We start from the raw sequence: 15,330 nt of genomic DNA on the forward strand, positions 1-15,330 counted from the left end.
CCGGGAACCCGACCTCGGGGTGTTCGACACCCCGTGGCAGACCGCGCCCGGCCGTCTGCGGACCGTGCGTCCCGATGTCTGCGCGGCCGACCTCGAATGCTCGGACACCTACGGCCTCCCGCCGCTGGGGGAGCTGTCCCTGCGCGAGCCGGACCGCAGTCCGCCGCGCCTCCTGGTGATGGCCAGCGCCAACCGGCCCGGGCTGCTGAAGCGGGCCGTGGAGGCGGGGGCGCTCGGCTACGTCGACAAGGAGGGGGCGGCGCCGGACCGGCTCGTGCGCGGAATCCGCCGGGTCGCCGAAGGGAAACGTTTCGTCGACGACTCGCTGGGCTTCGGTTTCCTCCAGGCCGCGGAGATGCCGCTGACCAGACGGGAACTGAGCGTGTTATCCCTCGCGGCCGAGGGAGCCTCCGTCGCGGAGATCGCGGGGAGCCTGTGCCTGTCCCACGGGACCGTGCGCAACTACATGGCCGCGATCACCCGCAAGACCGGAGCCCGCAACCGCATCGACGCGATCCGGATCTCGCAGGGCCAGGGCTGGCTCTGACCGTCCGGGGGACACGGCCGTCCAGCCGCCCACGAGCGCGCGGTACGCGGGCGAGTCCCGCACCAGCTCCTCGTGCGTGCCGTACGCCGTGCGCGGGCCGTCCATCAGCAGCACACGGTCGGCGCGGCGGGCCGAGCTGATCCGGTGGGCGACGACCACCAGCGTGGTGCCGGGCCGGTCCGCGAAGGCCCGCTCGGCACGCTCCTCCGCCCGGGGGTCCAGATGGCAGGTGGCCTCGTCGAGCAGGACGAGGGGGGCGTACGACAGATAGGCCCGGGCCAGTGCGACGAGCTGCCGCTCACCGGCCGACAGCGCGCCCGGGTCGACGGCCGCCCGCGGCCCGCCGAGCGCCTCCAGGAGCGGGGTGAGTCCGACGGCCTCGGCGGCCGCCAGCAGCTCCGCCTCGGGCACCGGGTCCGCCCTAAGGTGCCCGAGGTTCTCGGCGAGGGTGCCGGTGTGGACGTACGCCTCCTGCGGGATGAGCACCCGCAGCGCCGCCGCGTCGGGGGAGGGCACGGGATGTCCGCACAGCCGGATCCTCCCCCCGGTGGGTTCGAGCAGCCCTGCGACCAGCGCGGTGAGCGTGGACTTCCCGATCCCGCTGGAGCCCACGACGGCCAGGTGGGCGCCGCGCGGCAGGGTGAGGTCGAGGCGGTCGACGACGGGGGTGGCGGCGGGACCGTAGGCGAAGGAGACGCCGGTGAGGGAGAGGGCGGGAACGTCCGCGGGGGCGGGGACGTCGGCGGTGGTGCCGTGGGCCCGGCCGTGGGTGTCCGCGGCGGGCTCGCGGATCAGTCGCCGCAGGACCACCAGCAGGCGGGACCCGCTCGTGCCCAGGCCGTGGACCAGGTTGCGCAGGGCCGGCAGCAGGGACTGGGTGACGTAGGCGAGGGCGCCGACCAGGGCGCCCGTGGTGACGCCGCGGGCCAGCAGCCAGGGCGCGCAGGCGAGGAGCAGCACGATCGGGAGCTGGCCGCCGAGGGCGAGGCAGGCCACCCGCAGGACGGACCAGCGGGCGAGGGAGTACGCGGCCCGCCGCTCGGTGTCCACCAGCCGGCCCGTGCCGGCGGCGACCCGGTCCTCCGCGGCGGCCGCCGTGATGTCCCGCAGTCCCGGGCAGACCGTGCCGAGACCGTCGGCCAGGGCCTCGTCGGCGACCAGGAACTCCTCCTGGCGGCGGGCCAGCGGGCGCAGGGTGGCCGCGAACAGGGCCAGCCCGGCGGCGAGCGGAGGCCCCACGACCAGCAGGAGCAACGGGTCCAGGGAGGCCAGTCCGACCGCCGCGCCGACAGCCGTGAACACGAAGGAACGCGACACCATCACCAGCCCGGCGAACGTGTCCCGCGCGATCTCGACCTGCTGGGTCAGCCCGGACAGCGCCCCCGTGTCGGCCTCCCGCACGCCGCGCTCGACCACTCGCTCGACCAGCAGGTCCCGGAGCGGCTCGACCAGCGCGGCGACGGCGGCGTACACCCGCACCGTCCCGAACGCGCCGACCAGCACCCCGATCCCGGCCACCCCGAGCCAGACGAGTCCGACGCCGGGCCGCCCGGCCAGGAACCCCTCGTCCAGGGCGCGGGCGGGCGCGTACCCGGTGAGGAAGGTCTGCGCGGTCTCCAGCACGGACCATCCGCCGAGCCGGACCAGAACCCGCCACCGGGCCCGCAGGAAGCCGAGACCGAGCGTGCCGATCCCGCCGGGTGCCGAGCCGCCGCTCATGCGGGCTCCCCGTCCGAGGCGTCCGTGCCGTCCGCGGCGCCCCCGAACACCTCCCGGTACTCCGCCAGCCGCCACAGCTCCTCGTGCGGCCCCACCGCCCGTACCCGTCCGCCGTCCAGCCAGGCCACCGCGTCCGCGCGGGCCGCCGTGGCGGCGCGGTGGGCGACGAGCAGGCGGGTGCCGCCCGCCCCGCCGCCGACCAGGGCCTCGGCGATGCGGGCCTCCGTGACCGTGTCGAGGCTGGAGAGGGCGTCGTCCAGGATGAGCAGACGGCCGCCGTGGGCGAACGCCCGGGCCAGCCCCAGCCGTTGGGACTCCCCGCCGGAGCGGGGGGCGTCGGCGACGAGGGTGTCGTAGCCGTCGGGCAGCCGGCGCACGAAGTCGTCCGCGTGGGCCGTGCGGGCCGCCTCCCGGACACGGGCGGGGGAGGGGGACGGGAGGGCGAGGCCGATCTCCTCCTCGACGGTGCCGCCGAGCAGAGCGGGGCGCTCGAAGGCGTAGCCGATCGAACGGCGCAGTTCGTCGTGGGCGAGCTCGCGCAGCGGCACCCCGTCGAGCAGCACCTCGCCGCGGTCCGGGTCGGCGAGCCGCCCGGCGACCGCGGCGAGCAGTGACTTGCCCGCCCCCGACCGGCCCACCACGGCGAGCGTCGTCCCGCCCCGGACGACGAGGTCGACCCCGTCGAGCACGGCGCGCGCGCCGCGCAGGGCGGTGACGCCGCGCAGTTCCAGCCGTCCGGGACCGGGCGGCAGCCGGCGGTCGCCGTGCTCGACGGCGGGTTCCGCGAGGACCTCGTCCAGCCGTCCGGCGGCCGCCCGCGCCCGGGCGAGGCCCGAGAGCTGGCCCACCAGGACGCCGACGCCGGCCGCCAGGACCGCGTACCGGGAGGCGGCGAGGACCTCGCCCACGGTGATGCGGTGCCGGGCGAGCAGGAGCCCGGCGACGGCGACGACCCCGAGCTGGAGCAGCGGGGCGACGGCGACGGACTGGCCCGAGGCCCGGCCCTGCACCCGCCACATGCGGTGCCCGGCCTCGGACAGCTCGGGCAGCGGGCGCAGCACGCGGGCCGTCTCCCGGTCCTCCGTTCCCGCGGCCCGGATGGTGCGGTGCCCGCCGACGGCCTCCGAGAGGGCCTGCGCCATCCGTCCCTGCACCTCCTGGTAGCGCGTCACGCACTCCCGGGTGTCGCGGGCGAAGGCGCGCAGCAGCAGGGCCAGGACGGGCGCTCCGGCCAGGAACACGGCCGCGAGCCAAGGGGAGATGAGACCGAGGGCCACGACACCGCCGACCGGTCCGGCGAGCGCGGCCAGGAGGCCGGCACGGGCGGCCGGTGCCGTGCCGGCCTGGGCGGCGTTGCCGACGAGGCGGGCGACCAGGTCTCCGGGCCCGAAGCGGGCGGTGGCGCGCGGGCCGACGGCCAGGACGTGACCGGTGAGGCGGCGGCGCAGCCAGGCGGTGGTGCGGGCGTCGAGGGTGCCGCCGAGCACGGTCTCCGCCGCGTCGAGCAGGGCGATGAGGAGGACCAGCGCGGCGCAGCCCAGCACCCAGCGGGTCGCCGGGGCCTGTGCGAGCAGCAGGTCCAGGGTGCGGCCGAGAGCCGCGGGCAGCAGCAGTCCGGCGCCGGTCGCCGCCGTGCTCACCAGGCACAGGACCAGGCAGCGGGCGGGGGCCGGACCCAGGAGACCGTGCGTGGCCGGAGGCGAGGTGGGAGTCGTCATTCGGCGGCCTTCCGGAGGTGTGCAGGACCCCGGGCGGCCCCTCCCTCGCGGGAGTGGACCGCCCGGAGTCATGGGCGCACGATGCCTGTCAGAGACAGAGCGTGACGCTCGCGGCGCTGACGCAGGACAGCAGGCTCAGGGTGCTGTTGCCGCCGCCGCCGGTGTGCTCGTCGGACTCCATCGTCTGCAGGTCGAGAAGTGCCATCTCGGTTTCCTTTCCTCGGTGTCGTCCACCCGTGGGGACGGGGTTGGGTCACGGCTCCGTCAAGTCGCGGAACCGCGTTCGTGGGGCCGCCCGAGCGGCGGCAGGAACGGCAGGTGTGCGGTGGCCGGGGCGCCGGGGGCCGTGTGGGCCGCGCCGAGCGCGAGCAGGCACCCTGCCGTTCCGGTGCCCAGGTCCATCGACAGCCGCATCATCTGGTGGCCGGGGAAGGCCAGTTGGCCCTGGTAGTCCATGGCGAACCAGCCGAGTCCGTCGATCTGTTCGGCGAGCCGCTCACGAGTCGCGCCCGGGGTGTCCGTGCGCGCGAGGTGCAGGATCATCCCGGCACGGCCCTGGAAGAGGCCGGGCTGGACGTAGAAGCGGCTGGTGGCGGCGGTCAGCACGCCGGCCCGTGCCCGCTCGAACTCGCCCTCGGTGTCGGCGCCCTGGGCGAGGTAGTCGTCCAGGACCATCCCGATGCCGGCGCTTCCCTCCCCGAGGTAGGGCAGCGTCCGCCAGCCCTCGTCGACCTCCAGCGAGCCGCTCGGATGCGTCACGCAGCACTCCAGGTCCCTGCGCAGCGCCACCTCGGCCGCCCGCAGCAGCAGCGGCTCGCGGGTGTGTTCGTACTGCCGCAGCAGGAACAGCGCGGGCCCGGTCCACCCTTTCAGCAGCCCGGCCCGGCGCCGCTTGGTGTCGGCGGGAGGCTGCGCGAGCCGTCGTACGAGGACGTCGGCGGCCTCCGCGGCCCGCTCGTGCAGCTCCGACTCACCCGTGGCGCGGGCCAGTTCGCCGAGGACCAGGCCGAGGCCGGCCAGGCCGCCGTGCAGGTCGGCGGAGAGGTTCTGCCAGCGCTCGGCCAGGACGCGCTCGACCAGGTCGAGGGCGCGCTGCCGGTGGCCGAGCCGGTCCAGGACGTGGGCGACGCCCGCGAGGCCGTCGTAGAGCCCGAGCGGTGTGCCGGTCGGCGGGGGCGCGGTGCGGGCCAAAAGCCAGCGCTCGCCCTCCTCGTACCGTTCGGCGCCGACCGCGTCCAGCGCGTACAGCACTCCGGCCGCGCCGTGCGCGAGTCCGAGGCCGCCGCCGTCGTTGAACTGCGTGATGTCGCCGGGGAAGAGCCGGTCCTCGCGCTCCGGGGTGGCCGAGGCGAGGAGCGCCTTGACCATGGAGTCGCGGCTGTAGGGCCAGTCGCCGGGTTCGACGAAGGACGGCGCGGTCCTCGGGACCGTGCGCCCGCCGGTGTCCGTGGCGGTGTCCCGGGTGATCTCCGCGACCGCCTCGTCGAGGAACTCCTTCGGCACGTCCGGGAACTGACGCCTGATCACCTCTGCCAGGTGGGCCGCCTTCCCGCGGTCCACCACGAACAGCGTGGTCACCGGAAGGAACAGGGCGATCCGCAGACAGGCCAGGGCGTAGCGGTCGACGTCGACGCCCTTGCGGTCCGGCGGGGCGAAGAAGCCGGGGTGGGCGACCACCTGGCGGCCGTTCTCCTCGACCGGCGCGGCCGCCTCGAAGTCGAGCAGGGAGACCGACTCCTCGTCGGGACCGACCATGATGTTGAAGACGTGCAGGTCGTTGAAGACGATCCCGCGGGCGTGCACCGCCTCCACCGCCCGCTCCACCGCGCCGTGGATGCGCACCGCCCACGCGGTGTAGTCGGCGACGGCCCGCGGATCGGGGTCCGGACCGAGCAGCGGATGCCGCTCCGCGAAGAACGAGTTCAGCGGGCGCCCCTCCAGGAAGTCCATGACGAGGAACCGGTGGTCGCCGAGGGTGAACCAGTCCCGCACCTCGGGCACCACACCCGTGCCCGCCACCCGTTCCAGGGCGTCCTTCTCCCGCTCCAGCCGGGCGATGGCGTCCGCCCCGTCGGCGGCCAGTCCCGCGTGCGGCCGGCCCTCCTTGAGGACGACCTTGCGTCCGTCGCGGGTGTCGGTGCCGGTGTAGACACCGCCGCCGTTCGAGAAGTGCAGCGCCTTCTCGATCCGGTACGGCAGGTCGCCGACCGTGGTGGTGTTGCGCGCGTCCAGATGGGGCTGGAGGAAGGCGGGCAGCGTCACCCACTCGGGCACCTGGAAGGACGGCTCCCGCCGGTCCGGCACCAGGGTGCCCTCGCCGTCGCGCACCGCCGGCACCAGCGAGCCCCGGTCGTCGACGACGAAGGTGCGCGCGAACGCGCCGTAGCGCACGTACAGCGGGCCCCGGTGCCAGCGCAGGTCGGTGAGGATGTACGGCCCCTCGAAGCCCTCCAGGAGCTCGCCCAGCTCCCGGAGCACCTCGTGCAGCTGCTCCTCGTCGGCCGGGTAGATCGTGACGAACTTGCCGCTGGTGTCGCGGGCCGCGTACTTGGTGTTGCGCAGGTGCAGCAGGTGCGGGCCCGGCACGAACTTGAACGAGATGCGCCGGGGCACGCAGTAGTCCCACACGATCGCGGCGATCCGCTCCGCGTTCGCCCGGGTGGCCGAGGCGTGGATCTTCCAGCCCTGCGAGGGGCCCGGCACCGGCCTGCCGTCCGCGCCCAGCGGCGTCAGCGTCAGCCAGTCGCCGATGCGCGCCGCGTCCCACCCGTCCGGCACCGCGCGGCGCGCCGTCTCGTAGACGGGCGCCTCACCGGCGGAGATCCGGTCGGGCGTCTCGTAGAAGTGTCTGTCGGCTAGCGCGTACACCTCGTAGCGCTTGTCCATGCGTCCCCTCCTTGGCCCGACACAGAGCCTTCCAGCGGGGTGGTGGCCACGGACAGTCACGGCTGTCACGAGACCACCGTGAGAAACGCATGCGTCAAGAATTGTTCGAGAGGTTTCGAGCACCGCCGCGGCGCCCGCTCCCCGGAACGCTCACAGGGGCTGCGCACGTGCCGTATTAGCGCTCTAATGGCGAACGTGGTGAGTGAGGGCGCTGCGGGACGCAGAACGAGAACGCTGCGTGCCGAAAATGCCCTGACACGGCTCACGGACAGCCCCGATTCGCCGGAACGGCTGCGCCGCGTCCTCGAACAGGCCCTCGTCTTCACCGGGGCCACCCTGGCCGCCGTGTACACACCCGGTGAGGACGGGGACCTGAGCCTCGTCGAGTCGGCCGGCGTCCCCCGGACGGTGTACGGGCTGCGCGACAGCTATCCGGGCTCCGGCGGCTCCCCGCCCGCCGACGCGCACCGCTCGGGCCGGCCCCTCTTCCTCGGTCCCGAGGACGCCGCCGTCGGCACCGGGTCCGGCGGGGCGGCCCGGCGGGACTTCCACCTGGCCGTGCTGCCCGCGCACGGCGACGACGGCCGAGCCTGTCTCGTGGCCGTCAGCGAGGACCCGCACGGCTTCGACGACGACGACCGCAAGTGCCTCGAACTGATCGCCGGCGCGATCGTCTGCCCCGCCCCGCGGGCCGCCCCGGAGAGCACCGAACCGAGCTCCCACGCGTTCAGCCTCGCCATGGACACCGGCCGGGTCGAGGTCGGCGACGGCATCCTGGAGCTGTTCGGCACGAGCCGGGCCGACTTCGACGGCAAGGTCGAGACCCTTCTCGGCCTGACCGTCCCCGAGGACCTGCCCTCGCTGATGTCCCTGTTCGAGGCCGGCCACACCGTCGGCGACCGCGAGCTGGAGTTCCGCGTCCTGCAACCCTCGGGCCCGCCCAGATGGCTCAGGCTGCGCGGCCGCATGCTGGCCGGCGCCGAGGGTCTTCCCGCCCGGCTCGTGGGCACCGTCGCCGACGCCTCCACCCTGCGCTCGGACGTCACCGACGTGGCCCGCGTCCAGCGCCTGGCGGCCGCCCTCGCCATGGCGGGCACCGTCCGCGACGTCAGCCAGGCCGTCGTCTCCGCCCTGCGCGCCCCGCTCAGGGCCGACCGCATCGCCCTCGCCGAGCTGGAGAACGACCGGCTGGTCGTCACCGTCCTGGACCCGCCCGCACCGGAGGCCTGGCCCGAGCTGTGGCGGCTGGAGTGGCGCAGCGAGTGGCCCGAGGCACCCGTACGGGCCATGCCCACCCTGGCCACCGCCCTGCGGGAGGGCCGGGCCCAGATCTGGCCGGCCGGGACCGTCCTGGAACCCGCCCTCGCCGACGTCGGCCCCGGCGGCCTCGCCGTCCTGCCGCTGCCCGCCGCGGGCCGCATGGCCGGCGCCTGCCTCATCGGCTGGGACACCCCGCACCACTTCGACCCCGACGAACGCGCCCTGCTCACCGCCTCGGCCGGCCTCGCCGGGCAGGCCCTGATGCGCGCCCACGCCCTGGACGCCGAACACGAACTCGTCGGGATGCTCCAGCGCCAGCTCCTGCCCCGCCGCCTGCCCCGGCTGCCCGGCGCGGTCGCCGTGGCGCGCTACCTGCCCAGCACCGCGGGGCTGGAACTGGGCGGCGACTGGTACGACGTGATCCCGCTGCCCGACAACCGTGTCGCCCTGGTCATCGGCGACGTCCAGGGCCACAGCGCCGCCGCCGCGACCCTCATGGGCCAGATGCGCACCGCCCTGCGCGCCTACGCCGTCGAGGGCCACCCCCCTGACGTGGTCGTCGCCCACGCCAACCGGCTCCTCATGGACCTGGAGACCGACCTCTTCGTCACCTGCACCTACGTGGACCTCGACCTGGAGGAGGGCACCGCCTGGTGCGTCCGCGCCGGCCACCTGCCGCCGGTCCTGCGCCACCCCGACGGGACCACGGAGATCGCGGAGTCCGACGGCGGCCCCCCGCTCGGCGTGGTGGCGCAGGCCGACTTCCCGATGACCCCGCTGCGCCTGCTGCCCGGCACCCTGGTCGCGCTGACCACCGACGGTCTCGTCGAGTCCACCGAGGCCGACATCGACACGGGCATGGACCGCTTCGCGCGCGGAGTGGCCACCGCCGACCCCGCCCACCTCGGACTCGTCGCGGACGTCCTGCTCGGCGGCGCCCGCCGCAGCGACGACGTCGCCCTGCTCCTGCTGCGCTACGACGGCATGGCCACCCACCCGCTCCGGGAGAGCTGGACCGTCTGGCGGGTCCCCGAGGCCGCCCGGCACGCCCGCCGCTTCACCCGGCGCACCCTGCGCGCCTGGGGTGTCCCCGAGGACGCCATGGACACCGCCCTGCTCGTCGTCTCCGAGCTCGTCACCAACGCCCTCGTGCACACCGGCGGCCAGGTCCGCCTCGACCTCACCCTCATCGGCAGGCGACTGCGGGTCTCCGTGGCCGACGCCTCGCCCCGTACCCCCGCCAAACCCACCAGCATCGGCTGGGAGGCCACCGGAGGCCGCGGCATCCTCCTCGTCGAGGCGGTGTCGGCGGCCTGGGGCAGCGTCCCGGTCAGCGGCGGCAAACAGGTGTGGAGCGAGATCGCACTGGACGCCTGAGGAGGGGTACCCGGAGCGGACCATCCCCGCAGCAGAGAGGTACGTCATGACTCAGCACGTCAGCGACATCATGACCAGCGCCCCGGTCACCGTGGAACCGCAGACCTCCGTGACGGCCGTCGCCAGGATCATGCGGGACCAGGACCTCGGCGCCGTCCTGGTGACCGACGGCGACGAACTGCGCGGCCTGGTCACCGACCGCGACCTCGTCGTGCGGTCCCTCGCCGCGGGCGGCGACCCGGAACAGACCACCGTGGCCGGCGCGTGCAGCGACGACCTGGTGACCGTCACCCCCGAGGACGACCTGGACCACGCGATCGAGCTCATGCGCGAGCACGCGGTGCGGCGGATCCCCGTCGTCGACCACGGCCACCCCGTCGGCATCGTCGCCCTCGGCGACCTGGCCATGGAACGCGATCCCGAGTCGGCCCTGGGCGACATCAGCGTGGCACGGCCCAACACCTGAGCCGGCGGGGCCGGTTCGGCCGGCCGTCAAGTCCCGGTGCTCCCGACCCTCGACGAATGTGTGTGCGGGGGCGGCGGGCTGACGGGCGTACCGCCCGTTTGTCCCGCGCCCTCCGGGGGACCCGGAAAGGAGCATGGAAGGACGGTGAACCGCCGTGACACCGCACACCGTTGAGAAACCCGCAGCGCGCCGACCCGAGACGGGCTGGTCCAGGGCCCGCCGCCTGCACGGCAAGGGCGACCTGCGGACCTGTCTGCCCGCGGTCGAGGACCGGATCGGCCCCACCACGGCGCACACGGGGGAGGACAACATCTTCCGCGGCGAGGACTGAGCGCCCGCCCCGCGACACCCGCAGCACCCCCAAGTCACCCCCCGGTCATGGCCGGTTCCTCCGCATCCGGGCTATGGTGACGCAGATGAAGGCTCTCGTGCTGTCCGGCGGGGCCGGTATCCGGTTGCGCAGGCTCACGCACACCTCGGCCGAACGACCGGTGCCCGTCGCCGGGAAGGCCGTCCTGGTGGACGGCCCGGAAACCCCGGCCGACGCGGGTATCACCCCGGTCGGCGTGATCGTCGGCGACGGATCCGGACGCGCCCCGAGCGAGCAGCCCGGAAACGGCCTCCCGCTCATCCGCACGCATCGGCGCACGCCGACGGACCATGCCGCCGTACGGGCCGTCGAACCGCCCCGGCGGGGCGAGTTGGAGATCATCCACCCCCTCCGGCCCCTGCACGGCGAGCCCCGCGCCCTCCGCGGGGGCCACGGCGAGGTGCGGGTCCCCTCATGAGCCTCTCCGCCGCCGGTCACCTCCTCTCCGTCGCCGAGCACCCCCGCGCCGGCGAGCACGGTGCCGCTTCCCGAACCCGGAGGGCCACCCTCCGTCTTTCCGCACTTTGCGAGCCTTTTCCCCCAGGATCATGCTCCTCGGCGCGAAGTCCTGTCATGGGGAGCTCACAGCAGGTATGTTCCACGGAACCGGTTTCGGCGCGGTCAGCCGCTACGGACCGGTGCGGGGAACGTCCCGGCACCTCGGCCGGCCCGGACCGGGACGGCCCCACCAGCAGCGGGGCCTGCAACGGGCCCGCACCACGCCCCGCCTACAGCGCCCTAGGGCACGACCGGTGGACGGAGGTCGCGCCGGCCTCGCACCGGGACCGGCGGTCCGCCCTGCACGAAGCACTGCCACACATCCGCAAGGAGATTTCCCAGTGAAACGTCACGAGTTCCTGCGGGGGCTCCACAAAGCCAGCGCGAACCGCAACTACCTGGAGATCGGCGTCAACGACGGCCGCAGCCTGACGTTCTCCCGGGTACCGAGCATCGCGATCGACCCGGCGTTCAAGGTGGTCTCGGAGATCCGCTGCGACGTCCATCTGGCGAAGGCCACCAGCGACGACTTCTTCGCGCGCGAGAACCCGCTGCAGCACCTCAAGGGCGGCCGCCACCCGCTGCGCAACATCGTCCGCAACCGCAGCCCGTTCGGCTACTGGAAGGACGTCACGCTCGACCTGTCCTTCATCGACGGCATGCACCTGTTCGAGTACGCGCTGCGCGACTTCATCAACGTCGAGAAGTACTCGGACTGGGCCAGCGTGATCGTCTTCGACGACATGCTGCCGCGCAACGTGGACGAGGCGGCCCGCGACCGCCACACCAACGCGTGGACCGGTGACGTCTACAAGATCATCGAGGTCCTGAACCGCTACCGGCCCGACCTGGTGACGGTCCTGGTCGACACCGAGCCCACCGGCCAGCTCGTCGTCTTCGGCGCGGACCCGACCAACACGGTGCTCAAGGACAAGTACGACGAGATCATCGCGGAGTACGTGGTCCCCGACCCGCAGAAGGTGCCCGAGACGGTCCTGGAGCGGACCGTGGCGATCAAGCCGGAGACGCTGATCGAGGCCCCCTTCTGGAAGGCGCTGGTCAACGCCCGCAACCGGGGCAGCAAGCGCGACCGCAGCTGGGAGCACCTGCGCACCAGCCTGAAGCAGCTCAGCGACGCCGGCTGAGCCGAGCGCCGTGCGCCGCCGGGGAGGACGCGATCGCGTCCTCCCCGGATCTGTTTTTCCCGCCGTTCCTACCTGCCGCGCGCCCTCAGCCGGCGGACCAGCTTCCCGGCCAGCCGCCTCGCCCTGCGGACCAGGGGCTGCCCGGCGGGCCGCGGCGGGCGTACGGCCACGACCTCGACCCTGCCCCCCGTCACCCGCAGCGCGAACGGCAGCGGATGGAAGCGGGGCTCCTCGGCGTCGGGCGCCGGGCTCAGCGCGACCCGCCAGGCCGCCCCGGCCAGCTCGCCGACCGGCAGCACCGCCTCCAGGAGGGCCGCGGAGCCCTGGGGACGCAGCGTGCCGGGCACCTTGGCGGGCGCGGCCCCGGACCGGGTGAGTTCGAGCAGCACCGGTGTGTCGCCGGGCACGTGGAACGGCACCGGCACCTCGACGCGGTCACCGGTGACCGTGACCTCCCCGGGCGTGACCCGCCCGAGCCGCAGGCGCTCGCCGGCCGTGTCGACGTCCAGGGCGAGGGTGCCCTGCTTCGCGGTCCAGTACGGCAGCACGACCCGGCCGCCCGCCACACCGGCGTCCGCGGCCGTGTGCCCCTTCAGGGAGACCGGGCCCAGCCGGGACTGCTTGGTCCAGCCGCCGAGCTTGACGCGGACGAACACGTCCCACAGCCCGGCCTCCAGCGGGCCGCCGTCGGCGGCGGTGGCCGGATCCAGGGCCGCCGTGCCCCGCAGCACCAGCCGCACCCGGCCGTCCTCGGCCGGGACGGTCTCGCGGGTGAACTCCACGGGCTGGAAGTACTGGGCGGAGCTGGCGCGTTCCGTCAGCAGCAGTTCGACCGTGGCGCGCTTGAAGCCGGCCACGCTGTGGGCGCCGACCCGGTCCACGGCCTCCTCGACGGAGGCCGGCGGCTCGGTGATCGGGGCGGCGCTGCCCTCGGCGGGGAACGTCATCGGCGTACCGCCGGAGGCGAGCTCCGCGGACAGGCCGACCCGCAGCACACCCCCGTCCCACTCGACGCCGTCCGGCTCGACCCGGGAGGCCACGGAGGACTCCCACTCGGCGAACGCGACCAGGTCGTCGAGCCGGCCGTCGGCGATCAGCGCGGCGACGACCTGCTGGGTGGGCTGGAGGCCGGCCGCGACACCGGGGCCGAAACGTTCCACGACCACGCCGCGGATCTCGGTGAAGAGCTCCCTGCGGTAGTCCTCGGGCGCGGCGAGCAGCCGCCTGCCGCGCATCCGCTCGACCATCTCGTTGCGCAGCCAGCGGCGGAACAACCGGTCGCGGGTGGGCCCCGGTTCGGTGTACTTCTCGACGACGTCGAGCGCCTCGCGCAGGTTCGCGAAGTAGCCCACCGGGTCGAAGCGCTGGAAGCCCGCGTTGGAGGCATCGTCGCGCTTGAGGTGGTAGTAGCAGACGTAGTCGCTGAGCACGGAGACGTTGTCCGCGCGCAGATACGCCTCGGTGACGAAGACGTGGTCCTCCAGCCGGCGCCTGCCCTCGGGGAAGCGCAGGCCGATGCGGTCGAGGAAGGCCCGCCGGAACATCTTGTGCGGGGTCAGGCTGTCGATCAGCGGGGCGTTGTCGACGGTGGCGCGGGGGTGGTTGCGGCGGAACAGCTCCACCGGGACACCGCGGCCCTTGCCGGCCATCTTGCCCACGACCACGTCGGCACCGTTGGCGACCGCGTAGTCGTACATCCGCTCCAGGGCCTCGTCGCCGAGGTAGTCGTCGTTGTCGACGAACATGACGAACTCGCCCCGGGATGCCTCGATCCCGACGTTGCGGGGCTTGCCCGACCAGCCCGAGGCCTCCTGGTGGATGACCGTGATGTTCTCGACCTCGGCGGCCAGCGCGTCGAGCCGGGCCGGCGTGTCGTCGGTCGATCCGTCGTCGACGAAGATCGCCTCGAACTCGTCCGGGGGCAGGGACTGCCTGCGCAGCGAGGCGATGCAGTCCTCGATGTAGTTCCCCGGGTTGTAGACGGGGATGACGACGCTGACCTTGACCGGCATCGGTGTCCGGACTCCTTGGGTGACTTGTGGCTTGCGTCACGGATTGACGCGTTGTGGGCCGATGTTAACGCCGACGGACAAGTGCCGCGGCAGCAGGCTGCTTTGCCCGGCGGCACCCCGCCGACGGCGCGAAGTGCGGCGGGCCGCGGCAGCGACGCCGGTGACGGCCGACGCCACGATCGTCGTACCGCGTCAGTGAAGATGTCCGAAGGGCCTCGCCGGTTCCTCGACTTCGACACGAACTTCGAGGCCGGCACAGATACACGCCTCAGGTGTCGGGCGCCGGCCTCGAATCCCTCTAGGGTGACCCCGTGCGCCTGCTGCTGATGTCCGACACCCACCTTCCCAAGCGCGCCAAGCAGCTCCCGGCCCCGCTGCTCGCCGAACTCCCGCACGCCGACGTGGTGTTCCACGCCGGCGACTGGGTCGACACCGCCACGCTCGACCTGCTGGAGAGCCGCAGCGCCCGGCTCGTCGGGGTCTACGGCAACAACGACGGGCCCGAGCTGCGCGCCCGGCTGCCCGAGGTGGCGTACGTCGAACTGGGCGGCCTGCGCTTCGCCGTCGTCCACGAGACCGGTGCCGCCCAGGGGCGCGAGGCCCGCTGCGCCGCCCGCTACCCCGACGCCGACGTGCTGGTCTTCGGCCACAGCCACATCCCCTGGGACACCACCGCCCCCGGCGGACTGCGGCTGCTCAACCCCGGCTCACCGACCGACCGCCGCCGCCAGCCCCACTGCACGTACATGACCGCCACCGTGTCCGACGGCCGCCTCACGGACGTACAGCTGCACCGCCTGCCGCCCCGCACCGCTTCTTCCTGAGACCCTGGGGCGCTCGGGCGTCCGCGGGTCAGTGCCGGGTGCCAACGGTGTCGGCTCCCTGACCTGCGGTCTCGCCCAGGACGGCGGGATGCTCGGGGGCGCGCGGACGGTCCAGGACGTGGGTGACGTCCTGCTGCTACGCGGACGCCGCAGCGCCGGCGCTGAACCTGCTGCCGGGCGCTGTGCGGCCGACCCACCGGCGGTCATGAGATCCGGGCCGCTCCGAGTACAGGGGAACGGCCCGGACGCTACGAGTGTGCGCTTTCACGGACCCCCTTCCCGATCGGAGGCGGGGTGAGGGCTCGGACGCCCCCTCCCGTACGTCGCCGCGTACCCCTCGGCGCGCGCCTCACACTCCGCGCCTCACCTTTTTCGCAGCCGCCGTCACACCTGCGTGGGCGCGACGCCCACGACGGCGGCAACCGCACGTTTGGTGACCGGTACGCCGATCGTGCGCGGCCGGTCGAGCGGCTGGACCTCGGCTACCCGGCCTGACTGCGTCGGCCGA

Annotated in this window: 10 protein-coding genes and 2 pseudogenes; 7 read left to right on the forward strand and 5 right to left on the reverse strand. The window is 74.1% G+C overall.

What is annotated here, in order from left to right:
• Positions 1 to 178: 178 nt before the first annotated feature.
• Positions 179 to 463, forward strand: a pseudogene (locus ACIQJT_RS03520) (LuxR C-terminal-related transcriptional regulator); the annotation flags it as partial.
• On the opposite strand, the gene ACIQJT_RS03525 reads toward ACIQJT_RS03520, so the two are convergent.
• From ACIQJT_RS03525 to lanKC, 4 genes are all read right to left on the reverse strand, one after another.
• Complete coding sequence (locus ACIQJT_RS03525) at positions 386 to 2,266, reverse strand: ATP-binding cassette domain-containing protein (RefSeq protein ID WP_402639486.1); 1,881 nt, start codon at positions 2,264 to 2,266, stop codon at positions 386 to 388. The pseudogene ACIQJT_RS03520 and the gene ACIQJT_RS03525 sit on opposite strands and share 78 nt — an antisense overlap.
• On the reverse strand, positions 2,263 to 3,984 hold the full coding sequence (locus tag ACIQJT_RS03530; RefSeq protein WP_402639488.1) for an ABC transporter ATP-binding protein: 1,722 nt from the start codon (positions 3,982 to 3,984) through the stop codon (positions 2,263 to 2,265). The genes ACIQJT_RS03525 and ACIQJT_RS03530 overlap by 4 nt, the downstream gene beginning before the upstream one ends.
• 88 nt (positions 3,985 to 4,072) lie before the next feature.
• Positions 4,073 to 4,189, reverse strand: coding sequence for a SapB/AmfS family lanthipeptide (locus ACIQJT_RS03535; RefSeq protein WP_020117173.1), 117 nt, complete (start codon positions 4,187 to 4,189; stop codon positions 4,073 to 4,075).
• Positions 4,190 to 4,248: 59 nt separating this feature from the next.
• Positions 4,249 to 6,870: a class III lanthionine synthetase LanKC gene (lanKC, locus tag ACIQJT_RS03540; protein WP_402639490.1), complete on the reverse strand. Its 2,622-nt coding sequence runs from the start codon at positions 6,868 to 6,870 to the stop codon at positions 4,249 to 4,251.
• 195 nt (positions 6,871 to 7,065) lie between these two features.
• On the opposite strand from lanKC, the gene ACIQJT_RS03545 reads away from it, so the two are divergent.
• From ACIQJT_RS03545 to ACIQJT_RS03565, 5 genes and pseudogenes are all read left to right on the forward strand, one after another.
• On the forward strand, positions 7,066 to 9,507 hold the full coding sequence (locus tag ACIQJT_RS03545) for a SpoIIE family protein phosphatase (protein WP_402640072.1): 2,442 nt from the start codon (positions 7,066 to 7,068) through the stop codon (positions 9,505 to 9,507).
• A gap of 46 nt (positions 9,508 to 9,553) precedes the next feature.
• The gene (locus ACIQJT_RS03550; protein ID WP_402639492.1) at positions 9,554 to 9,973 is read left to right on the forward strand and encodes a CBS domain-containing protein; all 420 of its coding nucleotides are present in this window, start codon (positions 9,554 to 9,556) and stop codon (positions 9,971 to 9,973) included.
• Between the two features lie 154 nt (positions 9,974 to 10,127).
• Entirely contained in the window at positions 10,128 to 10,304 is a 177-nt protein-coding gene (locus tag ACIQJT_RS03555) for a hypothetical protein (RefSeq protein ID WP_365459133.1), read from the forward strand.
• A gap of 85 nt (positions 10,305 to 10,389) precedes the next feature.
• Positions 10,390 to 10,554: pseudogene (locus ACIQJT_RS03560) on the forward strand (sugar phosphate nucleotidyltransferase); the annotation flags it as partial.
• Positions 10,555 to 11,182: 628 nt separating this feature from the next.
• On the forward strand, positions 11,183 to 11,986 hold the full coding sequence (locus tag ACIQJT_RS03565; protein WP_365459130.1) for a class I SAM-dependent methyltransferase: 804 nt from the start codon (positions 11,183 to 11,185) through the stop codon (positions 11,984 to 11,986).
• Between the two features lie 68 nt (positions 11,987 to 12,054).
• Here the strand turns inward: ACIQJT_RS03565 and ACIQJT_RS03570 are convergent, their stop codons facing one another.
• Positions 12,055 to 13,998 carry a glycosyltransferase family 2 protein gene (locus ACIQJT_RS03570; RefSeq protein WP_402639495.1) on the reverse strand — a complete coding sequence of 648 codons (1,944 nt, stop codon included), beginning with the start codon at positions 13,996 to 13,998 and terminating at the stop codon, positions 12,055 to 12,057.
• A 311-nt stretch (positions 13,999 to 14,309) separates the two neighbouring features.
• On the opposite strand from ACIQJT_RS03570, the gene ACIQJT_RS03575 reads away from it, so the two are divergent.
• On the forward strand, positions 14,310 to 14,822 hold the full coding sequence (locus tag ACIQJT_RS03575) for a metallophosphoesterase family protein (protein WP_402639497.1): 513 nt from the start codon (positions 14,310 to 14,312) through the stop codon (positions 14,820 to 14,822).
• Positions 14,823 to 15,330: the final 508 nt, after the last annotated feature.

The organism is Streptomyces sp. NPDC091972 (assembly GCF_044756385.1).
Lineage (GTDB): Bacteria > Actinomycetota > Actinomycetes > Streptomycetales > Streptomycetaceae > Streptomyces.